General features: G+C 43.9%; 26 protein-coding genes and 1 other RNA gene. 10 read left to right on the forward strand and 17 right to left on the reverse strand.

Annotated elements, in window-relative coordinates:
• Positions 1 to 1,063: 1,063 nt before the first annotated feature.
• The 4 genes from csaA to QRX25_RS09275 all read right to left on the reverse strand — a co-directional run bounded on the left by csaA (position 1,064) and on the right by QRX25_RS09275 (position 3,512).
• Positions 1,064 to 1,396, reverse strand: a complete 333-nt coding sequence (gene csaA, locus QRX25_RS09260; protein WP_212101577.1) for a chaperone CsaA — start codon at positions 1,394 to 1,396, stop codon at positions 1,064 to 1,066.
• 68 nt (positions 1,397 to 1,464) lie between these two features.
• Positions 1,465 to 2,175 carry an AraC family transcriptional regulator gene (locus tag QRX25_RS09265; RefSeq protein WP_212101580.1) on the reverse strand — a complete coding sequence of 237 codons (711 nt, stop codon included), beginning with the start codon at positions 2,173 to 2,175 and terminating at the stop codon, positions 1,465 to 1,467.
• Between the two features lie 51 nt (positions 2,176 to 2,226).
• On the reverse strand, positions 2,227 to 2,793 hold the full coding sequence (locus QRX25_RS09270; RefSeq protein WP_212101583.1) for a TetR/AcrR family transcriptional regulator: 567 nt from the start codon (positions 2,791 to 2,793) through the stop codon (positions 2,227 to 2,229).
• Entirely contained in the window at positions 2,793 to 3,512 is a 720-nt protein-coding gene (locus tag QRX25_RS09275; protein ID WP_212101586.1) for an MBL fold metallo-hydrolase, read from the reverse strand. The genes QRX25_RS09270 and QRX25_RS09275 overlap by 1 nt, the downstream gene beginning before the upstream one ends.
• Positions 3,513 to 3,737: 225 nt before the next feature.
• Between QRX25_RS09275 and QRX25_RS09280 the strand changes: the two genes are divergently transcribed.
• Positions 3,738 to 4,259, forward strand: a complete 522-nt coding sequence (locus QRX25_RS09280) for a CcdC protein domain-containing protein (RefSeq protein WP_065981652.1) — start codon at positions 3,738 to 3,740, stop codon at positions 4,257 to 4,259.
• A 29-nt stretch (positions 4,260 to 4,288) separates the two neighbouring features.
• On the opposite strand, the gene czrA is transcribed toward QRX25_RS09280, so the two are convergent.
• Positions 4,289 to 4,594, reverse strand: a complete 306-nt coding sequence (gene czrA, locus QRX25_RS09285) for an ArsR/SmtB family transcription factor (RefSeq protein WP_212101691.1) — start codon at positions 4,592 to 4,594, stop codon at positions 4,289 to 4,291.
• Positions 4,595 to 4,812: 218 nt separating this feature from the next.
• Here czrA and QRX25_RS09290 point away from each other — a divergent pair, with 218 nt between their 5' ends.
• Positions 4,813 to 5,478, forward strand: coding sequence for a lysozyme family protein (locus QRX25_RS09290; RefSeq protein ID WP_065981653.1), 666 nt, complete (start codon positions 4,813 to 4,815; stop codon positions 5,476 to 5,478).
• A 58-nt stretch (positions 5,479 to 5,536) separates the two neighbouring features.
• On the opposite strand, the gene QRX25_RS09295 is transcribed toward QRX25_RS09290, so the two are convergent.
• Complete coding sequence (locus QRX25_RS09295) at positions 5,537 to 6,073, reverse strand: DUF420 domain-containing protein (RefSeq protein WP_013352511.1); 537 nt, start codon at positions 6,071 to 6,073, stop codon at positions 5,537 to 5,539.
• Between the two features lie 145 nt (positions 6,074 to 6,218).
• On the reverse strand, positions 6,219 to 7,001 hold the full coding sequence (locus QRX25_RS09300) for a VLRF1 family aeRF1-type release factor (RefSeq protein ID WP_212101589.1): 783 nt from the start codon (positions 6,999 to 7,001) through the stop codon (positions 6,219 to 6,221).
• Positions 7,002 to 7,187: 186 nt separating this feature from the next.
• Here QRX25_RS09300 and QRX25_RS09305 point away from each other — a divergent pair, with 186 nt between their 5' ends.
• Both QRX25_RS09305 and QRX25_RS09310 read left to right on the forward strand, forming a co-directional pair.
• Positions 7,188 to 7,691, forward strand: coding sequence for a hypothetical protein (locus tag QRX25_RS09305; protein ID WP_373418702.1), 504 nt, complete (start codon positions 7,188 to 7,190; stop codon positions 7,689 to 7,691).
• A gap of 65 nt (positions 7,692 to 7,756) precedes the next feature.
• Entirely contained in the window at positions 7,757 to 8,734 is a 978-nt protein-coding gene (locus QRX25_RS09310; protein WP_212101592.1) for a S66 family peptidase, read from the forward strand.
• A 36-nt stretch (positions 8,735 to 8,770) separates the two neighbouring features.
• Here QRX25_RS09310 and QRX25_RS09315 read toward each other — a convergent pair whose 3' ends face one another.
• The 7 genes from QRX25_RS09315 to QRX25_RS09345 form a co-directional block, all read right to left on the reverse strand.
• Complete coding sequence (locus QRX25_RS09315; RefSeq protein WP_212101695.1) at positions 8,771 to 9,151, reverse strand: hypothetical protein; 381 nt, start codon at positions 9,149 to 9,151, stop codon at positions 8,771 to 8,773.
• 162 nt (positions 9,152 to 9,313) lie between these two features.
• Entirely contained in the window at positions 9,314 to 10,186 is an 873-nt protein-coding gene (locus QRX25_RS09320; protein WP_013352516.1) for a 3D domain-containing protein, read from the reverse strand.
• A gap of 235 nt (positions 10,187 to 10,421) precedes the next feature.
• Positions 10,422 to 12,200 carry a DNA helicase RecQ gene (gene recQ / locus QRX25_RS09325; RefSeq protein ID WP_212101595.1) on the reverse strand — a complete coding sequence of 593 codons (1,779 nt, stop codon included), beginning with the start codon at positions 12,198 to 12,200 and terminating at the stop codon, positions 10,422 to 10,424.
• 107 nt (positions 12,201 to 12,307) lie between these two features.
• A non-coding RNA gene (ssrS, locus tag QRX25_RS09330) (6S RNA) lies at positions 12,308 to 12,493 on the reverse strand.
• Positions 12,494 to 12,711: 218 nt separating this feature from the next.
• On the reverse strand, positions 12,712 to 13,338 hold the full coding sequence (locus QRX25_RS09335) for an FMN-dependent NADH-azoreductase (RefSeq protein WP_003153791.1): 627 nt from the start codon (positions 13,336 to 13,338) through the stop codon (positions 12,712 to 12,714).
• Positions 13,339 to 13,483: 145 nt separating this feature from the next.
• Positions 13,484 to 13,975: a TraR/DksA family transcriptional regulator gene (locus QRX25_RS09340; protein WP_065521107.1), complete on the reverse strand. Its 492-nt coding sequence runs from the start codon at positions 13,973 to 13,975 to the stop codon at positions 13,484 to 13,486.
• 81 nt (positions 13,976 to 14,056) lie between these two features.
• Positions 14,057 to 14,437 (reverse strand): hypothetical protein, encoded by a 381-nt coding sequence (locus tag QRX25_RS09345; RefSeq protein WP_212101598.1) that lies wholly within the window; start codon positions 14,435 to 14,437, stop codon positions 14,057 to 14,059.
• Positions 14,438 to 14,529: 92 nt separating this feature from the next.
• Between QRX25_RS09345 and QRX25_RS09350 the strand changes: the two genes are divergently transcribed.
• Positions 14,530 to 14,763, forward strand: a complete 234-nt coding sequence (locus tag QRX25_RS09350) for a hypothetical protein (RefSeq protein ID WP_212101601.1) — start codon at positions 14,530 to 14,532, stop codon at positions 14,761 to 14,763.
• Here the strand turns inward: QRX25_RS09350 and QRX25_RS09355 are convergent.
• Complete coding sequence (locus QRX25_RS09355; RefSeq protein WP_045511334.1) at positions 14,750 to 15,232, reverse strand: Hsp20/alpha crystallin family protein; 483 nt, start codon at positions 15,230 to 15,232, stop codon at positions 14,750 to 14,752. The two genes, QRX25_RS09350 and QRX25_RS09355, sit on opposite strands and share 14 nt — an antisense overlap.
• 70 nt (positions 15,233 to 15,302) lie before the next feature.
• Between QRX25_RS09355 and QRX25_RS09360 the strand changes: the two genes are divergently transcribed.
• Positions 15,303 to 15,575 carry a hypothetical protein gene (locus QRX25_RS09360; protein WP_014470303.1) on the forward strand — a complete coding sequence of 91 codons (273 nt, stop codon included), beginning with the start codon at positions 15,303 to 15,305 and terminating at the stop codon, positions 15,573 to 15,575.
• On the forward strand, positions 15,572 to 15,805 hold the full coding sequence (locus QRX25_RS09365) for a hypothetical protein (RefSeq protein WP_013352524.1): 234 nt from the start codon (positions 15,572 to 15,574) through the stop codon (positions 15,803 to 15,805). The genes QRX25_RS09360 and QRX25_RS09365 overlap by 4 nt, the downstream gene beginning before the upstream one ends.
• Positions 15,806 to 15,849: 44 nt before the next feature.
• Here QRX25_RS09365 and QRX25_RS09370 read toward each other — a convergent pair whose 3' ends face one another.
• Both QRX25_RS09370 and QRX25_RS09375 read right to left on the reverse strand, forming a co-directional pair.
• Positions 15,850 to 16,194 (reverse strand): PH domain-containing protein, encoded by a 345-nt coding sequence (locus tag QRX25_RS09370; RefSeq protein ID WP_003153783.1) that lies wholly within the window; start codon positions 16,192 to 16,194, stop codon positions 15,850 to 15,852.
• A 405-nt stretch (positions 16,195 to 16,599) separates the two neighbouring features.
• Complete coding sequence (locus QRX25_RS09375) at positions 16,600 to 16,803, reverse strand: DUF6501 family protein (RefSeq protein ID WP_007407979.1); 204 nt, start codon at positions 16,801 to 16,803, stop codon at positions 16,600 to 16,602.
• A 182-nt stretch (positions 16,804 to 16,985) separates the two neighbouring features.
• Between QRX25_RS09375 and QRX25_RS09380 the strand changes: the two genes are divergently transcribed.
• The 3 genes from QRX25_RS09380 to QRX25_RS09390 all read left to right on the forward strand — a co-directional run bounded on the left by QRX25_RS09380 (position 16,986) and on the right by QRX25_RS09390 (position 21,298).
• The gene (locus QRX25_RS09380; RefSeq protein WP_065981661.1) at positions 16,986 to 18,473 is read left to right on the forward strand and encodes an aldehyde dehydrogenase family protein; all 1,488 of its coding nucleotides are present in this window, start codon (positions 16,986 to 16,988) and stop codon (positions 18,471 to 18,473) included.
• A gap of 99 nt (positions 18,474 to 18,572) precedes the next feature.
• Entirely contained in the window at positions 18,573 to 20,456 is a 1,884-nt protein-coding gene (locus QRX25_RS09385; protein ID WP_212101604.1) for a terpene cyclase/mutase family protein, read from the forward strand.
• On the forward strand, positions 20,453 to 21,298 hold the full coding sequence (locus QRX25_RS09390) for a superoxide dismutase (RefSeq protein WP_013352528.1): 846 nt from the start codon (positions 20,453 to 20,455) through the stop codon (positions 21,296 to 21,298). The genes QRX25_RS09385 and QRX25_RS09390 overlap by 4 nt, the downstream gene beginning before the upstream one ends.
• Positions 21,299 to 21,333 lie beyond the last annotated feature (35 nt).

The following is a 21,333-nucleotide window of genomic DNA, read 5'->3' on the forward strand; positions in this document are numbered from 1 at the left end:
AACCAATGTTTAGAGCAAATCCTCAATTTGAGGACTCGTCTATTTCATATGTTAGGGATACTGGGAGGTCTTCGAGAAGATCCTGCTCTTCCGAATTTCGGAGGAACATTTTACAATTCCGGAGGTTTATAGAGTATAATTCAACCTATTAATTGTATTTTAAGGAGAATTTAAACTAGGAGGTCTATAATGACTAATCTTGCATTCAGACTTTTCCACTACACATCGCTAGCATTGGTTCTTTTATTTCTCATATTAGGCTTTACCTTAAATGGTGCCTTCTTTTATTGGACTCTAATATTAGTCGGTCTTTATTATCTAATCAGAGGGATCACAACGGCTAAATCAGAACACCGAAAAAATGGCACATTTATTACAGTTTGTGGAGCAATTATAATAATTACTGGTTTATTTACATTGATAGTGCGTTAGAAAAGTCATTTGGGGATATACAAAATAAGAGTATATATTTATTTTATTATTTAATAGTTATAATGATATCAAGGAGGACGATTAATGGCATCTATTCGCTAGTACAAGAGAGTAAGATGTAAATTGGGTTCAAACTCCGACTCTTTTCAAAAACATCGTTAGGTAAACCTAAAACTCTAGACTAAAAATGATGTCCTTTGCAGGGCATTTTTTTTAAAAAAGATCCAGAATGGATTCCAGCTCACACTTACACCTTGTAATCACTTTAATTTTCAGTACATTTTGATTGATTTAATAACGTTTTTAGCAGTTCACAAAAGCGCATTTGAGGTCACAGTTGGGTCCGCACTCAAGCCACGCTCAAATGCTTTTCTGAATACCTTCTTACATATTTTAACTATTTATTCTTTGCAATTAGATAGTCATTCGGTAATTCAACCCTAATTTCCACAGATTACGTCAAAATATGACGATTTCTCTTGCATTTCTGCACCCGCCATGCTATATTCATATAGCGATGAGCTGAATTGTGTAAGCCGATGCACATGCCCTTGCGGCACACACGAATGTGGCGTGTGGTGTATCGCCTCAATACGCAAAAGACGTTTGCTTCTGCAAACGTCTTTTTTTATTATCCGATTTTCGTTCCGTTCGGTACGGTCTGCTCGGGCGTAAGCAGGACCACGTCTCCTTTTTCCGGGATGCCGCCGAGAACGAGTACTTCTGACTTAAATCCGGCAATCCGGCGAGGCGGAAAGTTGACAACAGCGGTGACCTGCCTGCCCGTCAAGTCATCCGGTTCATACCGTTTTGTAATCTGGGCGCTTGATTGCTTCATACCGATGTCTTCGCCAAAATCTATTGTCATCTTTATGGCCGGCATCTTTGCTTCAGGGAATACTTCTGCTTTTACCACCGTTCCTATTCTGAGATCGAGCTTGATAAAATCTTCGATGACTGCCATTTCAAAAACTCCTTTTTTACAATCATGATACCAAAAAAAGACGCAGTTTTTTTAACCGATCTTCGGGTTTATTTATCCGTTTGAAAGGTGTTTCGGTAAGCGCGCGGCGTTATTCCCTTATGTCTGACAAACCATCTGGTAAAGGAAGACAAATTTTGAAAGCCGACCTCATGTCCGATGTCTGTCAGCTGGTCTTTTGTTTCAATAAGCAATTGCTCCGCTTTCTTCATCCGGAGCTCGGCAATATAAGCTTTGGGGCTTTTCCCCGTCTGCCTTTTAAACCAGTCGGAATAATAAGCCGGGTGGTAATGTTCCATTGCGGCGAGCTCTTTAATTGTAAATGTCTTTGAGAGGTTTCGGCGGATATACGCGATTGAATCATTCGCAGCGCTTTCTTGCATCTTTTCAGCAATATATTCTGCAAGCAGACTCAATGAATGAACCGACTGCTGCTTTGTCTCTTCCGTCAGCAGAAACCGAATCGATGCCCAAAAAGAATCAAGCTTATTGATAACGCCGGGTTCAAATGATCCTTTTAAAAAATATGCCGGCATGTCAAGTACGAGACATTCATTTCGTTCCATAGAACGGAACCGATGTTCATGCCCAGGCGGAATATACAGCATTTGATCCGGTTTTAATCTAATCTCACAGCTTTCTGTCTCCAAGTCCAGCTGTCCTTCAAGCGGAAAGAGCATTTGACAGTAGGTGTGAGTATGAGAATCAAAAATATGTGAATACGTGCGCCGTTCACAAATGAGGTGCTGTAATGAATCCATTTGTCCCTCCTTCTGGATAAGCCGTTTCATTCGTTAGTTTACATAATATTATTATTGTTCACTCGTTTGTAAACCTCTTAAAAAAGCAACAACGGCAAACTTCCGGCTTTCCTTAATTGATTCCGTTAATTCAAATGCACTCTGTTTTCTTAACACGGCAAAACCGTGAAGCAGGCTTCTCAGTCCTCTTGCGGCATGGATTGCGTTTTCGGGACGTGCAAAACCGTTTGCTGTCAGCTGCCTGACAACAAGATCCACAAGCAGGCTGGACAGCTTCTCCATTCGGCCGTCTTTTACTTTTTGAAATGTTGCTTCATATAATCCGGGATTGGCTTCGCCAAAATGGATATAGGCATCAGCAAGAGCGAGCAAAGCCGTTTCACCTGACAGGCCTGCTGAGGAGGCCGCCATTTTTTCATATAACATGCTTAAACCGGAGATGGCCAGCTCGGTTTTAATTCCATGAAGACCATCGACAAAATTATAAAGGGAAGGCGGTTTTACGTTTAAGGACTTTGCAACGGCCGCAAGCGTCACTTCGTTAAGCCCTTTTTCGTCAGCGATGTTTGATGCGGCTCCGATAATCATGTCAAGGCTCATTCCGACTCTCGGCGACATTATGATCGGCCTCCCGGCAGGCTGCGTTCGGCTTCATCAGCCGCCTCAGCCATCAAATCAGCGGGATTATGAAGAACGTTTCCATGACCGGCGGCCAAAATACTTGGTTTATGAGCGATAAGCGTTCTTGCGGTTTTGACAGCTTCTTCTTTATTCCATGTAGCAAAAGCCGGAAACGGAAATCTCCATTTCAGCTTACCTGAAACAGCGAGGCCTCCCCGTACTTGAAAAGCATCTCCGACGATCAGCATATCATTTCTCAGATCTTTAAAAGCGAGGCTTCCCGGTGTATGCCCGGGGGCGGGAATGACAAGCAAAGATCCGACCCGCTCGCCGCCTTTCAGCAGCTGATCAGGTTCGGTCTGAATATGTTTCGGCACTCCCCCCTTTATCGGCGTTTGTGCTTCATGTTCAAATAAAGCAGTGTCACCTTTCAGCAAGAAAGAATCCCGTTCAGAAATATAGACGGAAGCATCCGGAAATTCCGCGGATAATGAGTCAAGCGAACCTACGTGATCTCCATGCGCGTGGGTGAGTAAGATATTATTCAGCGGTTTCTTAAGCGTCTGTAATGCTTGTTTGATTCCTTTATGACTGTTGGGCAGTCCGGCGTCAATCAGGGTTACTCCTTCTTCCTCTTCAACCAAATAACAATTCACCGGGAAAAGCGCGGGAAAAAAGGTCAGCTGCCAAACGGTTCCGTATTGTAAGATTCTCATCAATATCCCCCTAAAAACTAATATTATTAGTTTTATTATAACTAATGCCCTTAGTTTTTCAAGAACTTTCTGTTTAAATCCTGATAAAGGCGCAGGCGCTTCTCTTATGCCAAAAAAAGAAACGCGCATACTGTGATAAAAGATGCTTGCAGCCTGCGAATAAATCAGACTACTAAAACCAGCCGGATAAGCATACACTACTCAACGGAGGGGGAGTTCCGCACCATGCATATCACACTTCAAAGCATCTGCCCTGTCTTAATGATTGCCTTTTTTCTGTATAAAAAGGTGAAACGGTCCGTCGGCTTTCAGCCTTTGAAACCCCGTTGGCTTTACACAAGAATGATTTTGTTTTCATTGCTGGCCGCCGCTCTGGCGTTTTTCAGCATCACACACCCGGCTTTATACGGTCATCTGTTATTCGGCACTTTTTGCGGCTGGCTTCTGGTCCTTTTTGCCAAACGGAACATTTCTTTTGAAAAGCGCCGCGGAAAAATGTATTTTCGCACTCATCTGTGGATTGAACTTATTCTATTAACGTTATTCATCTCGAGGTTTGTTTATCGGGTTATTGAAATTTACCGAGTCACAGCGGACTTCACCCATCCGGAGGCGTACAGCCAAACGGTCGGCGCAGATCCGCTGACCATCAGTGTCTTTTATTTCATTGCTGTTTATTACAGCGGATTCTCTTTTTATGTTTTAAAAACGAGCAGAGACCAAACCAATAACGGCCAGTACGGCTGACATCCCTGTCTAAAAAGCAGGGATGTTTTTTAATCGTGCCGCGTATGGTGAATCATTTGCTGAAGCACATCCAACACATGTTCATCCTCAGGAGAATAATAAATGGATGTTCCTTCTCTCCGTGATTTGACGAGGCGCAGATTTTTAAGAAAACGCAGCTGATGAGAAACGGTGGACTGCAGCAAATTCAGCCTTTCTGCGATATCATTTACCGCATGCTCACCCTGTGACAGCAAATGGAGGATTCTGATTCTGGTCGGATCAGACAGCGCCTTAAAGGTCTGGGCAACCAAAAATAATGTTTCCTCATCTAAATCGACAGCGGGGTCATTCATGTTTCCGGATTCGTGAAATTCAGTCATATACCTCACCCTTCTTTTTTTAAGTAGCCCAATTATACCAAATGTCAATTGATGCAGATACATCCTGCGCCTGGCAAAAGAACCGTTATTTTAAATTTATGTTTCAAATACGGGTTTCTGCTTGGTTTCGTGCGTTCATCTGTGTCATAATGAAAAAGTCATAATGCTCCTGAAATTGAGGGTGAAACACAGTGAAGAAAAAGAAAAAAGGCTGTTTCGCTGCCGCGGGTCTTATGATGATATGTGTTTTTGTCATGGTTTCCTTCTTTCTCATCCTGTTATTCTCAAATAATGAATTGCTCAAAAGTCTTCCGTTTGATGTCAAACCGATCGTGCTTGAACGGCTGACAGATTACAAACCGCTCGTAGAAGACGAGCTGGATGAAAAAGGACTCACCAAATATACATCGCTGGTACTCGGCATGATATATCAGGAGTCAAAAGGAAGAGGAAATGATCCCATGCAGTCTTCAGAATCTCTGGGTTTAAAGCGAAATGAAATTAAAAACCCTCAAACCAGTATCAAACAGGGAATCAAACAATTCACTCTCATGTATCAAGCAGGCAAGAAAAAAGGCGTAGATTTGGATACGATTATACAAAGCTACAACATGGGAGCCGGCTATATTGATTTTGTGGCTGAACATGGAGGATCGCATACTGAGGAACTGGCAAAACAATACTCCGAGCAGCAGGTCAAAAAAAATCCGAAATTATACACTTGCGGAGGGAATAAAGGCAATTTCCGTTATCCCTACTGCTACGGTGATTACACGTACGCAGAAAAAGTAAAAGCAAAAACCAAAACCGTTGAACAATCCTTAAATGTAACAACACTTGAAACGCTTGAAGAGTAAAAGGCGCCCTGTATGAGGCGCCTTTTTTCAATTAAAAAACCGCGCAGAGCACGGTTTTTTAATAATACGGCGATATCATTAAGTATACAATGACACCCGTCAGACTGACATACAGCCAGAGCGGCATCGTCCATCTGGCGATTTTTTTGTGACGCTCCACCTGCATACTGAAGCCTCTGATCAGCGTAAACAGAGCAAGCGGCACGATAATGGCGGAAAGACAAATATGCGTAATCAAAATAAAGAAATAAATTCCGCGAATAATGCCGTGACCGCCGAATAAAGTATTCTCAGCTATCGAGTGGTACACGACATAGCAGATCAAAAACAGCAGAGTCGTCGTAAACGCGGCTAAAATAAAGCGTTTATGCGCCTGAATGTTCTTTTGCTTAATCATAAAGAGCGCTGCCAGCAAAAAGATAAAAGTAAAGCTGTTAAAAATAGCATTTAACATTGGCAGAATATGAATATTGGCTATGCTGACCTCACCCGATTTCGGCATAAAAAACAGCACCGCAATTAACCCGTTGATCAGAACGGTCAATGTCAGCACGATACCGGTATAACTTTTAGGTTTGTTTTCTGTCTGGTTCATCTTATGACCTCTCTCAATTTTACTGACTATCCAAATGGTATGAGAATTCAGCTTTGATGTCAACGGTTTCGCCCGCTTCGTCAGAAATTAGACAAACTTAAGCCCCAAAAAGACCGGGTCTTAAGAAACCCGGCCTTTCGTCTTGTTACGCTTCCTTTAACAGTTCTTCTATGACCTTATGCTCGTTTTCATTCAGCAGATTTTTTTGGATGATTCTATCAATCGGTTTGTTCATATGGTGATCGAGAATATCGGCTGTTTCCTTATCCCCCGCGATTACGAGACGCTCCCATTTGTGTGATGCGGCCTTTTGATCAAGGTTTGAGGCCAATCGTTTATACAGCCTTTTTTGGTTTTCTTCGACGTGGGATTTGGCAGCGTCTTCGTCCATCGATGCGGAGTTTTCGCTTACATCCTGCGGTTTCCACGATTCATTGATGACATCGTATTGATAATGTTCCACACCCTCAATCTTTCCGAGTACTGTTTCTATGATCTTCACTTCATTCTGCTGTGTGAGAATAAAAGCCGTGCTCGGATATTGTTCACGAAGATGTTCTAGTTGATCAAGAACAGCCGTTTCTTCCCAATAAAACCGTGTTTCAACAGGCACCTGCAATTCAATCGTCTCCCAGATACTGCCTTCTCCCGATGCAAAAAATACGAGACTTCGCGGCATCTCTTTACCGAGCCCATCAATATATTGATAGACACGTTCCATGATTCGGACGAGAGATTTTTCTTCTTCCGGGTCACTGGCAGACAGATACTCTTTTAGTCTCCGAAAACCGGTTTTTAAGGCGATTTTCCACTCTCCCCCCTGCTGATCCGGATTTCTCATATCCGTATTTACATATAAGGAGAGCATTTTATCAGGAGATTCCGTCATCACGTACTTCAATTTGCCGATGAGTGAGTCAATTGCCATTATAGATTCCTCCTTTTTCCGCTGCTCACTGTTCCTTTCCCTAACCTGGCGGCTTTAAAAACGTCAATCCTCATATGCACGGCAGACTTTTCTAAAAAAAGTTTTTGCAAAACCCATTTACAAACCAAGACATCATTTACTACAATGGATACTTGTGTTTGACTAAGATTGTGCTGTGAAAGGAGTATGATTTTGTTTACTGCAGAAGAAAGAGACCAGAAAGAGCTGGAAAAAGAACTTCATAAGCTTGAATTTCAGATTTTCAGGATGCGGGAAAATCTGAAAGATGTATCTAAAGACGCGCGAGTGCTTGGTATTGATCAATCGAACAATGACGATTGGATCATTGTTTCCTCGATTGATGATGGCCAAACATGTAAGATTATGCTGACTGATTGTGAATCAGCCTACCGGGGAAGAGGGTGTTTTTCACTGATCGCTTCCTATTATGAAAATGCCATTCATATCGGGGACATTAAAGGCCCGCCGAACCACGGCTACGGCTCGATCTGCATGAAATTTTTAAAACATATCGCCAGAGAGCAGAATATCCCGAAAGTGACGGGTGACATTGCTAAGCGTGATTGGGATCATGTCGACAGACTCATTCATTTTTATGAGAAGCATCAGTTTGATGTCTGGATTGACAATGATACGCAATCAGGCGGCATTAAATGGGTCGACCTGTAAAAAACAATAGAAAAACCCTCTTTTATATGGTGTAATAGATAAAACCATAAGAGGAGGGTTTTTTCTTGTACCCGGAAAAATTGAAAAAAGGCGACGGCATTCGTATTGTTTCTCCGGCAACAAGCATGTCCGTCATGTCAGAAGAAAATATAAACGCTGCGAAGACAAAATTGGAGGAGCTGGGTTTTTGTGTCTCTTTTTCAGAGCATGCGAAAGAAATAAATGAATTTGATTCATCATCCATTGAATCGCGTGTACGGGATCTGCACGAAGCTTTCGCTGATCCTGACATCAAAGCCGTTTTGACGACACTCGGCGGATTCCAATCAAATCAGCTGCTCCGTTATCTTAATTATGAAAACATTAAACGGCACCCGAAAATCCTTTGCGGCTATTCAGATATTACCGCCCTCGGCCATGCCATTTATCAAAAAACCGGGCTTGTTACATATTCCGGCCCCCATTTTTCTTCATTCGCCATGAAAAAAGGATTGGACTATACGATTAACTCTTTCTTAGCCTGCTGTGCTTCTGACACTCCGTATGAAGTAATGCCTTCAGACGAGTGGAGTGATGACAAATGGTATATGAATCAGGAGGACAGACGTTTTTATCGGAATCCGGGACCGCTCGTCATTCAATCCGGTTATGCGGAAGGAACACTGATCGGGGGAAACCTATGCACCCTGAATCTTCTGCAAGGCACGGAATACTTTCCGGAGATGGAACAAGTGATTCTGTTCATAGAAGATGATCATATGTCTGACATTCATATGTTTGATCGGGATTTGCAGTCACTCATCCATCTCCCCGCTTTTTCAGCCGTAAAAGGAATTGTCATCGGACGGTTCCAGCATGCTTCAAATGTGTCTGAGGAGGCTCTGCGGGCCGTCATCCGTACAAAAGAAGAACTGTCGTCCATGCCCGTTATCGCAAATGCTGATTTCGGCCATACCACACCTCTGATGACATTCCCGATCGGAGGAACATGCAGGATAGAAGCAGGCTCAGAAGGCGGACGGATATGGATCGACCGGCATTAATGCAAAAAGACGGGGCTGCTTTCCCGTTTTTTATTGTTAATTCCCCGGCGTGCGAGGAACGATCTTGACCCGGCCGTCAGCCGCTGTCATCACCCATACGGGCGCTCCTTCATAAAAACGGCTGATTTCTTCATGACACACGGCATGTGCCAGTTCGCGTTTATCATGCGTTCCGTCTTGATTTTTCATGTCTAAAAGGAGCACAAGTCCGTGCCTGCCATTCATCGTTACGCCGGTGTGTCTCACCTTTTCAATAACGGCGGGTCTTCCCTTCCCTCTTTCAAGCGCCTGAGACAGCCTCACAGCCGGCATAGACAATCCGATGACCAGTACAATCGCGCAAGCGGTGCATATACCTGCTTGAAATATCGGTGATTCTGTGAAGGCATTCCATAAAAATATAAGTTCCGGCTCCATTCGATTCATCCCTTCAGATGCCGTTTTCAAAATCATTGCCTCCATATCATATTCGAGGAACGCTTTTTCTTTTTCAGCATATAACGGTTATACACAGACAAAAAAGGGAAGAAAAAAGAACACAAGGCATTTTGCCTTGTGTCCTTCACTCTCTATATGAAACTAGTCTAATACTTTAACATTTACTGTTCTGACGCCCCAGTTGTTAGCGTCACTTTTCTTTGCAACAAATACGTCAATTTTATTTCCTTTAATTGCGCCGCCTGTATCTGCTGCTGTTGCCACTCCGTAACCTTCAACATAAACCTTAGAGCCCAGCGGAATGACACTTGGGTCTACCGCGATGACTTTTGCATCAGGGTTTTTGTTTAAGTCAACTCCGGTTGCCGTTACACCGGAAATGCCGCCGTCGTTAGCAGAGTAAGCAGTTGCAGTCATTGTCAGCTGCTTTTTAGGCTCTTGTTGGTTTGTATTTGATTGAACAGGCTGCTGTTTTGCTTCGACAGCCTTCGCTTCTTGTTTAGGTTGTTGTTGTTCTTGAACAGGTTCTTGTTTAGGCTGCTCTTTTTGGACAGCTTCTTGTTTCGGCTGTGCTGTCTCTGCAGCTGGTTTTTGTTCAGTTTGCGGCTGGCTGGCTTCTTGAGCCGGCTGTGCAGCCTGAGCCTGACCTTTCACCTTTAACGTTGTGCCTGCGTAAATGATATCTGATTGCAAGTTATTCAAGCTTTTCAGATTGTTGACTGATGTTCCGAATTTCTGAGCAATTTTCCAGAGGCTGTCGCCCTGCTTCACTGTGTACTGCCCAGATGTGGTTGTTTCTACTGAAGAAATAGTCAGTTTCTCTCCTTCAATGATTAAATCAGAAGATAACTGATTCCATTCTTTTAGGTCCTTTAGGTTCACTCCGTTTTTTTGCGAGATCCCCCAGAGCGTATCACCCTTTTGCACCGTGATTTCTTTTGCAGAAGCGTGAGCTCCGAATGCAGTTGTTGAAATTGCTGCAACTGCCACAAAGGACATAATCGTCTTCTTCATAAGTAAATCCTCCCTTGTTAGCTTTTTATTGGCGGCTAACAGGTGATATCGTAACATATGAAAATGTCAGTTCAATAACAAAACGATTTGATTTAGATTACAGTTCCTTTACATGAAACATTTCTCTCGCTTGGTAAGTCTTGCTGAAACCTTGATACAGCAAGGGTTTTCAAGCTTCTGATTTTTCCGTTGCGAACGGAAAACATAATGTGCAAATCTCTAAAAAAACTTTTTTTCACTCTGTTTCTCTTACATAATTTCGGATTTCTTCTAAAAAAAGCGCTCCGTATTTCAATCTTTTTTGTTCCCCTACCCCTTTTACGGAAAGAAGATCATGATCTGTTTTCGGAAGTTTCGCCGACATTTCTTTTAACGTCTGATCTGAGAACACGACAAATGGCGGCACGCCCTGTTCCGCTGCGATCTCTTTGCGGAGACGCCGGAGAATCTCAAATAATTCATCGTTTTCGGTCACGGCGGCGGCCTGTAAGGCTTCTTTTCTCACGACTGCGCTCTTTCCAAGCAGAACGTCCCTGCCTTTTTGTGTGACCATAAGCGTCGGAAATGTACCATCCGCCATTCTGATATATTCATCTGAAATCAGGAATTCGATAAAATCGCTGATTTCCCCTGTTGTTTGATGCTTCATAATGCCGTATGTGGACAGGCTGCCGAAGCCGTTTTCCAGCACTTTTTTATTTTTTGACCCGTTAAGCACCTGCGCCACCATCGTTTTTCCGAAACGCTCATTCATTCTGATAATACATGACAATACCATCTGCGCTTCTTTTGTGACGTCATGGGCTGTTCTTGTATCAGTGCAATTGCCGCATGCTCCGCAAGCTTCTGCCTCACTCTCGCCGAAATACTTCAGAACAAACCGCTGCAGGCAATCTTCCGTATGACAGTAATCCACCATCTGTCTCAGTTTTTTGAGATCCTGCTTTTGTTTTTCTTCTCCGGCGGCCGATTGGTCTATTAAAAAACGCTGCACCATAATATCCTGCGGAGAAAACAAGAGCACGCACTCGCTATCAAGACCGTCGCGCCCGGCCCGTCCGGCTTCCTGATAATAGCTCTCCATATCTTTTGGAATCTGCGCGTGCAGAACGAATCTGATGTTGCTCTTGTCGATTCCCATTCCGAAAGCTGACGTGGCAACCATCACTTGTATCTGATCGTTAAGAAACCGTTCCTGCTGCTCTTTTCTGTCATCATCTGCCAAACCGCCGTGATAACGGCCGGCATTAATGCCGCTGCGTTTTAATTTCTCATATAAACGGTCGGTTTCTTTTCTGGTCGCTGCATATATAATGCCGGCTTCGTGTTTATTTCTTTCCAGATACTGCTCGATAAAACGGTCTTTGTTTTCGCCCTTTACTACTTTGAACGTTAAATTCTCTCTGGCAAAACCGGTAAAGACTGTATGTTCTTTATGAATATGAAGCTGCTTGCAGATATCCTCATGAACCTCAGGCGTAGCCGTCGCCGTTAACGCGATAATGACGGGAGGTTCTTTTAATTCATTAAAAAGAACTTCGATATTCCGGTAACTCGGCCTGAAATCATGCCCCCATTGCGATATACAGTGAGCTTCGTCTATGGCGACAAGAGGAACCGTAATATTCTGCAGGATGTGAATGAATTCAGGAGAAGTCAAACGCTCCGGTGTTATGTAAAAGAGCCGGTAAGCCCCTTCTTTCAAACCGGTCAGTCGCTTATGAATGTCCCGGCTTGTCTGAGTGCTGTTAATATAAGCTGCCGCGATACCCGCTTCTTCAAGCGCGTCGACTTGATCTTTCATTAAGGAAATAAGAGGGGAAATAACGATAGTGGTACCTTCAAACAGCAGTGCGGGAATCTGATAGCAGATTGATTTTCCGCCCCCCGTCGGCATAATGCAGACCGTGTTTTTTCTCTCCTCCGCAACTGATTGTATCGCCTGCTTTTGGCCCGCGCGAAGACTGTCGTAGCCAAAATAATGCGCCAGAAGGGATTGGGCTTTATCCAGCATATGTTGTAAAACCTCACTTTGTCTTTGATTCTTTCATTTTATCATACTGATAAAGAGTTCAGCTCATAGGCAATCCAAAATAAAAAGCCATCTCCGCAAGGGAAATGGCTTTCGCTACGTATGCCGTACGCAAGTAAGAAAGTTTTAAACCACCACTCCTCAAAGTGGGTGTTTGCAGAAGCGTTCTTGTCGTCCTCTGCAATGGAGGCATGACATTCCGGCTCCGATATAAAACTCCCTATTACAGCTTAAAGGTTAAAACTTAATTAACAATACGAACACTGTAGCTTCTCTTATATCCTACACCATCAGTCGTATTTTGGCAAGAGGGTTAATTCTTTTACAGAAAACCTTTTTTCTGTGTAAAAAATGCTTTTATCTCCATAAAAGGTGTTTTTTCGACAAAGTATCAATATATCAATATAAGATCACTGCGAAAGTTGTCACCAGTTTCTTCTATATATAATAGAAAAAACTCTTACACCCTAAGGGGCGCAAGAGTCTTTGTAAATTAGAATTTTGCAGCCAGATCTTTCGCTTCTTGCAGTCCTTTTTCAATGATCGCTTGAGCGTTATCCGGTGCGGCGTTATGGCCTTCAACGACAACAGTGTGCAGATCTTGAACTCCCCAGAAGCCGAGAACGGTTTTCATGAAGTTTAATGACATTTCAAGAGATGCCATCGGTCCTTCAGAATATACACCCCCGCGTGCATTTAAGAGCGCTACTTTTTTATCCCCCATCAAACCTTTAGGCCCTTCAGGCGTGTATGTGAAAGTAACTCCTGCGCGAGATAGGTAATCAACATAAGTATGAAGCACTGCAGGCACTGTGAAGTTCCAAAGCGGGAATGCAAACACGACTTTGTCAGCTTTGACGAATTGGTTTAAGTAAATGTCAGCAGTTGATGCTTGTTTTTTCTCTTCGTCTGTCATTTCAATACCTTTTGAAGCTTTGAATGTTCCGTTAATCATATCTCTTCCGAGGTAAGGAAGGTTTTCTTTATGAAGGTCAAGTTCGATCACTTCATCATTCGGATTGTTTTCTTTATAAGCAGCCAAAAACGCTTCGTATAATTTTACGGATACGCCTTCTTCAGCTGTACGGTCACTTGATTTTACAAATAATACTTGAGACATTCTAAATTCCTCCCGGTAATCTTTTAATATTTACTTACAAATAGTATGTTACTTTCTTTTTTATATAAAGTCAACGTTTTTATTTCGATTCCGAGATTTTTTTATGGAATAAAAAAACAGGTACATGTGAATGTACCTGCTGTTATTATTGTGAATCCTGCTCGCGATCCAGGATTTCGTAAGTTTGTGAGCTTTTTTGATCAACGGTTTCTTTATTTGAGAGGTCTTTCACCTGCTCGTGAAATTCCCTTTCATATGACGGAGCGTCTGTTTTCACATCCCCTTCTGCTTCTCGCTGCGCTTCGACGGTCATTCTGGCGTACGGAACGGCTTCAAGCCTTTCATACGGAATTTCTTTTCCCGTTTTTTCGCATATTCCGTATGTTCCTTTATCCATTCGCTCGAGGGCGTCGTTCACTTCATCTAAAAGATTCTGATCGACTTCATCCAAGGTCTGATTCGTGACCCTGTCCAAATAAATGCTTCCGTGATCAGCTAAGTGATTATCTACTCCGTTCGACAGTTCCCCTGTGTCTTCACTCATTGAATGATTTTCTTTTGATTCTCCCTGAAGACTTTCCTTTAAATCGATTAATTTATGATAAAGACTGTCTCGCTGTTCTTTTGATAATGACATATCAGCATCTCCTTTTTCGTCTGTATTCCTAGAGTCACAGTTATTACATACCCTCGAAAAAGGCGGCTGAAACAATGGAGATCAGGGCTTTCTCCCCCTGATCGTGACATTCGGTGCCGGCTGCTTTGTCTGTCTTTTTTCTTTTGCACCATCATTTTGCTGGTTGTCCCGAAATTCTTCAGGGCAGGCTTTTTTGAGCTGATGCTCCGGCGTATGGTATGTTGCGCCGATATTCAGCATTCCGCTCAGCTCTCCTATATTCAGCTTTTCAAAATCAATGTTGTAGACGACTTTGTCCACTTTGACGTGCTCGATATGGACATATGTTTTTTCCCCTTCAATCGTTTGAGGCTCAGGATGACATTTATCCTGAAGCTCATCAAGCTGTTGCTCTACTTTCTTAAGCCTGTCTAATTCTTCTTCACATACTTTTTTGAAAAGCTCTTTCATTATCTTTTTCAAGAAAAATCACTTCTTTCCCCGTCACTCTTGGAAAGTTCTATGCGTCCTGCATTGCGAATATATAAACATGGTATACAAAAAGGAGGTGAATCATGATGTTTTTTCCATCCGTTATCAACTTTGAGCATATAAAAATGAACGGTGTCAGCGGCGGAGCGACGTTTAACACCGGTTCTACCGTGATACTGAGGCGCACAGCCGCTAATAAAAGAAATGAAGGGTACGGTGAACAAAGCGGAGATTGCACCGTTGTTGTTATCCCTATCATGAGTATCGATGATACAGATCTAATCGACAGCACCGCCAATAAGGTCAGCCTTCGATAATGATTTGGCTTGCATCCCCCAGATGCTTAGCAATTGATATATATAAAATTCCGTCTTTGAACACCGCCTGCATTCCCTTCGTTCCCTGAGCGGAATGAGGAAGGTCAAGTTTTTTTTCGAAATCGCCGTATTTTCCGGTCTTCTGTTTAAAATCCTGTTCATTGAAGAAGGATTTTCTCGTGCCTTTTACGACAATATATTCTCCGTAGGACAGCAGCTGAACATCTTGTTTCCGGTAGCCGGGCAAATACAGCAAAAATTGGAGTTCATCATGGGTTTCCACAATATCTATAAGAGGAAAAGCATCCTCATTCCTTCTCATTTGCCCATCTCCCTGCTGAAAGGGAAAGTTAGAATGGCCGTTTTGAAATGATTTCAATTGTTCATCATCAAAAACGTTTTTCCAAAAATCGCCGCCGGACATGTTTTGTGCCATTTCCATCCATTGCTTCATCTTGTCGAAGTCCATTTTTATCGCCCCCTGCTTAAGCATACGGTCATAACAGCCGGCATACACCTGTATTAAAGGAGGTTTGCCTGTGGTTCAACCAACTCCATATATCAATATTAATATTTTCATGTTGAAAATTAATTCCTTTGAAAATGCTTCAGCGGTGAATGTCGGACAAAATTTACTGGCAGAATGGCAGAATTCTGATAAAAAGAATCAGGGATACGGACAGAATTTTGGGGATGCGAGCGGCTTTTTTGGCACGAACGGCAAAGTGGATGACAGGGATCAAATTGATTCTCCGTCTACCTTCGAGTCAGCATGCGATAAAATTCCCGCCGGGAAAGGAGGCCCATTATGATGTTTTCGCCGGTTTTGGTAAATGTAGGGGGCTTTAAAGTGAATGCGGCCGACCGCGGTTCTTCTATTACGATCGGCCCGTATCAGCAAATCGATTATTTTTTATCCAATAAGATCAACTACGGATTCGGTGAGGAAAATGGTGATTTGGCACCGATTTATATCCCCATCAGTTCTATTGCTGATCCGGATCTTATTGATTCGAACTCCGGAAAAACAAGCATTATCTAATAAAAAAGCCATCCGCCTGCATTCGGATGGCTTTTATGTCATATTTAACTGCATAAGTATTTTGTCAAGATGGCTTGAACCTCGGTCAAGTCCGTTTCTTTTGCAAATTCCAATTCGAATGTTTTTCCTCTTGTCATTAAAACAAGACCCGTATCGGGATCAAACATCCCGGCTTCTTGAATGGCGAAGCTTTCAATTGTTTTATATGGAAGGAATACGCGCACTTTCTTTTTGGAGAACATTTTATTATCAAAGAAAATCACTCGTTTATTTGTAAAGCAAATTTGGTCAACCCGCAGTTTATAAATCGTTTCGATCCGTTCTCCCTCAACGAGCAAAGCCTCCAGCTTTTTTGTGTCGGTTGATCTGCTGACAGAAAAAATTCCCAATGAAGAACCCCACTTTCTGCTTCTATACTATTGTTTTATTACAATCATAAAAAATAAGTTCTTTATCCCTATATAAGAATACGACATAGGCGGCATTTAAACCATTACGAACAGATTACATTTTTAGAACGTTCATTAGATAAGCCTTTTCGCGAAAGGTGCTCTGTTATGTAGTAATACGGTTCAGCGGATGAAAAGGTTTCAAGAAAACCATATTTTTTTCGAAAAGTCAGTTTTTTCTTTTCACGGTAAAAAACCGCGGCTTCTGAATGCCGCGGTTTCTGCAAAACATCAACGAACCGTATCATTGTTCTTTCTTTATAGGTATCTGAGATTTGATCCATCGCAGTGTCAGCCTTCTTCTGATTACACCTGCTGAAGCTGTGCAAATAAATTCATTCAGCTTCAGACCTCTTCAAAATACTCTTTATAGAAGCCCCCGACTTTATTTGTATTGTCCACCACAAAAATGAACTCTTCTGTTTCATTTTTGACTTCGTACTCTTTGCCGGGCGTCAGCACGTTTTTGACAATGTATTTTTTCGCATCTGTATGTACGCATTTTACTTTTTTGACGCTTTCTTTTGTCTGCCAATTATTATGAATCATCTGTAAAACTCCTTTTCTTCATCGATAAGCTTATTGTAGCCGTTTTTTCCTGTGAATTGCAATAACGGTTATCAATTGATTTTACCGGGGTCTGTATTATAGAATGACTGTATGCGCTTACTTTGCGCGGACATCAAGATGCTCAAAACAGACCATAAAAAATTTCGGGAGGTTTGTTACGAATGAGTTCTTTAACGATGCAGATCACAAAAAGGCTGGAAACATTTTTACAGGGCACGAAGAAGCTTTATATTGACGGAAAATTTGTTCCGAGTGCTTCAGGAGCAACATTTGTCACACCGAATCCGGCAACCGGAGAAACTTTGATGACGCTTTACGAGGCACAGGCTGAAGACATTGACAGCGCAGTGAAAGCGGCACGCAAAGCCTTTGATCACGGCGAATGGCGCACTATGCCGGCCGCTTCCAGAAGCAGGCTGATGTATAAGCTTGCCGATTTAATGGAAGAGCACAAAACTGAACTCGCGCAGCTTGAAACACTTGATAACGGAAAACCGATTAATGAAACGACGAATGGAGATATCCCGCTGGCAATCGAGCATATGCGTTATTATGCCGGGTGGTCCACAAAGATAACCGGACAAACGATCCCGGTCGCCGGCTCATATTTTAATTACACCCGCCATGAGCCTGTCGGCGTCGTGGGGCAAATCATCCCTTGGAACTTCCCGCTCCTTATGGCGATGTGGAAAATGGGCGCCGCCCTTGCCACAGGCTGCACAATCGTTTTGAAACCGGCGGAGCAGACACCCCTGACCGCCCTCTATTTAGCGGAATTAATAGATCAGGCGGGCTTCCCTGACGGCGTCATCAATATTGTTCCCGGGTTCGGCGAGACAGCCGGGGAAGCGCTGACCAACCATGACGATGTTGATAAACTCGCTTTTACCGGTTCTACAGAAATCGGCAAAAAGATTATGGAAAAAGCCGCGAAAAATATTAAGCGCGTAACGCTGGAGCTTGGCGGTAAGTCACCTAACATCATTTTACCTGACGCCAACTTAAAAAAAGCCATCCCCGGCGCTTTAAACGGGGTTATGTTTAATCAGGGGCAGGTATGCTGTGCAGGCTCCCGTGTCTTCATTCATAAAGACAAATATGATGAAGTCGTAAGCGAAATGGTTTCATATGCGAAATCACTTCGGCAAGGAGCCGGCCTTCATCAGGATACGCAAATCGGCCCGCTCGTCAGCCAGGAACAGCATGAGCGCGTGCTTTCTTATATTGAAAAAGGAAAAGCGGAAGGCGCCAAAGCTGTCACAGGCGGAAGCTGCCCGTTTGAAGAAGGGTATTTTGTCTCCCCGACCGTATTTGCGGACGTGGATGACAGCATGACCATTGCAAAAGAAGAAATTTTCGGTCCGGTTTTAGCCGCCATTCCGTATGATACGGTTGATGAAGTCATTGAGCGGGCGAACCGCTCGGAATACGGCCTTGCAGCCGGACTATGGACCGAGAATGTGAAAAACGCCCATTACATTGCTGACCGTCTTCAGGCCGGCACCGTTTGGGTCAACTGCTACAATGTATTTGATGCGGCGTCACCTTTCGGCGGCTATAAGCAATCCGGCCTCGGACGGGAAATGGGCTCTTATGCGCTGGATAATTATACAGAAGTGAAAAGCGTCTGGATCAGTCTGGAAGATTGATTGATAAAACAAGAAACTGCTGCCTGCCAGCAGTTTCTTTCTTTTGTCATGCCGCCATTTGCATATGAATATATATGCTTCTGAAGGAGTTGAGCGAGTGTGAGCACAATTCATGAAAAAGTCAGAAGCCGCCAAAAGAAAACCATCTCCCTATTAAGAGAAAAACAAAATGCGGACGGCTCATGGTCATTTTGTTTTGAAGGCCCGATCTTGACTAACGCGTTTCTGATCCTCCTTCTCACTTCTCTCGGAGACAATGATAAAGACCTGATCGCTGAGCTTGCAGAAGGCATCCGCGCGAAGCAGCGCCCTGACGGAACATTTGCCAACTATCCTGATGAACGGAAAGGAAATGTGACCGCCACTGTACAGGGCTATGTCGGCTTGCTGGCTTCCGGCTTATATAACCGTTCTGAGGCGCATATGATTCAGGCCGAACGCTTTATCATCTCAAACGGCGGCTTGCGTAACGTACACTTCATGACAAAGTGGATGCTTGCGGCAAACGGCCTATATCCATGGCCCGCACTGCACCTGCCATTATCTTTCTTAGTGATTCCCCCATCCTTTCCGCTCCATTTTTATCAGTTCAGTACATACGCGCGTATTCATTTTGTTCCGATGGCTGTGACGCTAAACAAAAGATTTTCGCTGAAAAACCCAAACGTTCCGTCTCTTGAGCATTTAGATCAGCATATGACCAAAAATCCGTTTACATGGCTTCGTTCCGATCAGGCAGAGGACAGAGACCTCGCTTCTCTTTTTGCGCACTGGAAGCGGCTTTTGCAGATTCCTGCCGCTTTTCACCAGCTTGGTCTGCGTACGGCCAAAACATATATGCTTGACCGGATAGAAGAAGACGGCACATTGTACAGCTATGCAAGCGCCACTATTTTTATGGTGTACAGCCTGCTCGCTCTCGGTATATCACGCCACTCCCCCGTTATTAGAAAGGCGCTTGCCGGCACGAAAGCTTTACTCACGTCTTGCGGCAATATACCGTACCTGGAAAATTCAACGTCAACTGTTTGGGATACAGCGCTTCTTAACTATGCGCTTATGGAAAGCGGCATCTCAGATAACGATCAGATGATCACGAGCGCCGCCCGATTTTTACGTGAACGGCAGCAGACGAAAGTAGCGGATTGGGCCGTCCACAACCCACATGCAGAACCGGGAGGATGGGGTTTTTCAAACATCAACACGAATAATCCTGATTGTGATGACACAGCCGCAGTGCTTAAAGCCATCCCGCGAAAACTTTATCCCGCCTCATGGGAGCGCGGACTGAGCTGGCTTTTGTCAATGCAAAACAGTGACGGGGGCTTCTCTGCTTTTGAGAAAAATGTGAATCATCCGCTGATCCGCTTGCTGCCGCTTGAATCGGCTGAAGAAGCTGCCGTCGACCCTTCAACAAGCGATTTAACCGGACGGGTGCTGCACTGTTTAGGAAAAGCGGGGCTTTCATCTGATCATCCCCAGGTTGAAAAGGCCGTCCAATGGCTGATCCGCCATCAAGAGGAGGACGGATCGTGGTACGGCAGATGGGGTGTCTGCTATATTTACGGAACATGGGCAGCGCTGACGGGCATGAAGGCTTGCGGCGTCAGCCATAACCACCCGGCCGTGAAAAAAGCGATCCGCTGGCTGAAGTCTATTCAAAACGAGGACGGAAGCTGGGGAGAATCCTGTAAAAGCGCAGAAATCAAAACCTATGTCCCGCTTTCTTACGGGACGGTTATACAGACGGCGTGGGCGGCGGAAGCTTTGCTGCAATACGAAAAACCTCATCACCAAGCCGTCACAAAAGGTATATCGTTTCTTATTGAAAACCGGCATTACGAAGGAGCTCATTTCAGCTATCCGACTGGAATCGGCCTTCCGAAGCAGTTTTACATCAAGTATCACAGCTACCCGTATGTGTTTTCTTTGCTTGCGCTCAGCACTTTTATGAAAATGAGTGAAAAGGAGGAAGAAAAATGAAACGGCACGCTTATCAAACCGAGATGCTGAATTGGTGTGAAACCTTGAAGGAACAAGTCATTCAGCAAGGGCGGTTCGATCGCTTCGCGGCACAAATCGACCGGATTTTTCACACCCTTCAGGATGATGGATTAACGGAGGCGGAATGGTACGAACAGGCATCAGCTCTTTACCGGGACATTTCCGAATCGGAAGAGCCGGAGGAGCGCAGAGCCTATGTACCGATCGGCAAGCATGTTCTGCCTAAACTGCCTTACAGTTATTCCGCACTGGAACCGTATATTTCAAGGGAGATTATGAAACTTCACCATACAAAACACCATCAAAGCTATGTTGACGGCCTGAATAAAGCTGAACTTGAGCTGAAAAACGCGCGCCAGACGAAACAGTACGACTTAGTGGCGCATTGGGAGCGGCAATTGGCATTTCACGGCGCCGGCCATTATCTGCACAGTATTTTCTGGTTTTCCATGAATCCAAACGGAAAAAGACGGCCGACGGGCGCTCTCTTTCAAATGATTGATGTATCATTCGGAAGCTATTCTGCTTTTAAAGAACAATTTTCTCAGGCGGCGAAAAAAGTCGAAGGAGTCGGCTGGGCTATCCTTGTCTGGGCGCCGCGCTCGGGACGGCTGGAAATTTTGGCCGCTGAGAAGCATCAGCACTTCAGTCAATGGGACATCATCCCTTTGCTCCCTCTGGATGTGTGGGAACACGCTTATTATTTACAATATAAAAACGACCGCGCAGCTTACGTGGATCAATGGTGGAATGTCGTGGATTGGCGGGAGGCGGAGAAACGGTTTGAGCAAGCGCACCGCGTGATGTGGCCGCTTTATTAAAAAAGCCCCCGTTTAGAACGGGGGCCTGCTTCTTT

Origin of the sequence: Bacillus sp. L381 (genome assembly GCF_030284525.1) — a bacterium.
In the GTDB taxonomy this organism is placed as follows: domain Bacteria; phylum Bacillota; class Bacilli; order Bacillales; family Bacillaceae; genus Bacillus; species Bacillus amyloliquefaciens.

What these genes read in the sequence shown, in the direction of transcription:
- csaA (WP_212101577.1), bottom strand. Translation starts at nt 1,396, where the DNA reads ATGGCAGTCATCGAAGATTTTATCAAGCTCGATCTCAGAATAGGAACG.
- QRX25_RS09265 (WP_212101580.1), bottom strand. Translation starts at nt 2,175, where the DNA reads ATGGATTCATTACAGCACCTCATTTGTGAACGGCGCACGTATTCACAT.
- QRX25_RS09270 (WP_212101583.1), bottom strand. Translation starts at nt 2,793, where the DNA reads ATGTCGCCGAGAGTCGGAATGAGCCTTGACATGATTATCGGAGCCGCA.
- QRX25_RS09275 (WP_212101586.1), bottom strand. Translation starts at nt 3,512, where the DNA reads ATGAGAATCTTACAATACGGAACCGTTTGGCAGCTGACCTTTTTTCCC.
- QRX25_RS09280 (WP_065981652.1), top strand. Translation starts at nt 3,738, where the DNA reads ATGCATATCACACTTCAAAGCATCTGCCCTGTCTTAATGATTGCCTTT.
- czrA (WP_212101691.1), bottom strand. Translation starts at nt 4,594, where the DNA reads ATGAATGACCCCGCTGTCGATTTAGATGAGGAAACATTATTTTTGGTT.
- QRX25_RS09295 (WP_013352511.1), bottom strand. Translation starts at nt 6,073, where the DNA reads ATGAACCAGACAGAAAACAAACCTAAAAGTTATACCGGTATCGTGCTG.
- QRX25_RS09300 (WP_212101589.1), bottom strand. Translation starts at nt 7,001, where the DNA reads ATGGCAATTGACTCACTCATCGGCAAATTGAAGTACGTGATGACGGAA.
- QRX25_RS09305 (WP_373418702.1), top strand. Translation starts at nt 7,188, where the DNA reads ATGATTTTGTTTACTGCAGAAGAAAGAGACCAGAAAGAGCTGGAAAAA.
- QRX25_RS09315 (WP_212101695.1), bottom strand. Translation starts at nt 9,151, where the DNA reads ATGGAGCCGGAACTTATATTTTTATGGAATGCCTTCACAGAATCACCG.
- QRX25_RS09320 (WP_013352516.1), bottom strand. Translation starts at nt 10,186, where the DNA reads ATGAAGAAGACGATTATGTCCTTTGTGGCAGTTGCAGCAATTTCAACA.
- recQ (WP_212101595.1), bottom strand. Translation starts at nt 12,200, where the DNA reads ATGCTGGATAAAGCCCAATCCCTTCTGGCGCATTATTTTGGCTACGAC.
- QRX25_RS09335 (WP_003153791.1), bottom strand. Translation starts at nt 13,338, where the DNA reads ATGTCTCAAGTATTATTTGTAAAATCAAGTGACCGTACAGCTGAAGAA.
- QRX25_RS09340 (WP_065521107.1), bottom strand. Translation starts at nt 13,975, where the DNA reads ATGTCATTATCAAAAGAACAGCGAGACAGTCTTTATCATAAATTAATC.
- QRX25_RS09350 (WP_212101601.1), top strand. Translation starts at nt 14,530, where the DNA reads ATGATGTTTTTTCCATCCGTTATCAACTTTGAGCATATAAAAATGAAC.
- QRX25_RS09355 (WP_045511334.1), bottom strand. Translation starts at nt 15,232, where the DNA reads ATGGACTTCGACAAGATGAAGCAATGGATGGAAATGGCACAAAACATG.
- QRX25_RS09365 (WP_013352524.1), top strand. Translation starts at nt 15,572, where the DNA reads ATGATGTTTTCGCCGGTTTTGGTAAATGTAGGGGGCTTTAAAGTGAAT.
- QRX25_RS09375 (WP_007407979.1), bottom strand. Translation starts at nt 16,803, where the DNA reads ATGATTCATAATAATTGGCAGACAAAAGAAAGCGTCAAAAAAGTAAAA.
- QRX25_RS09380 (WP_065981661.1), top strand. Translation starts at nt 16,986, where the DNA reads ATGAGTTCTTTAACGATGCAGATCACAAAAAGGCTGGAAACATTTTTA.
- QRX25_RS09390 (WP_013352528.1), top strand. Translation starts at nt 20,453, where the DNA reads ATGAAACGGCACGCTTATCAAACCGAGATGCTGAATTGGTGTGAAACC.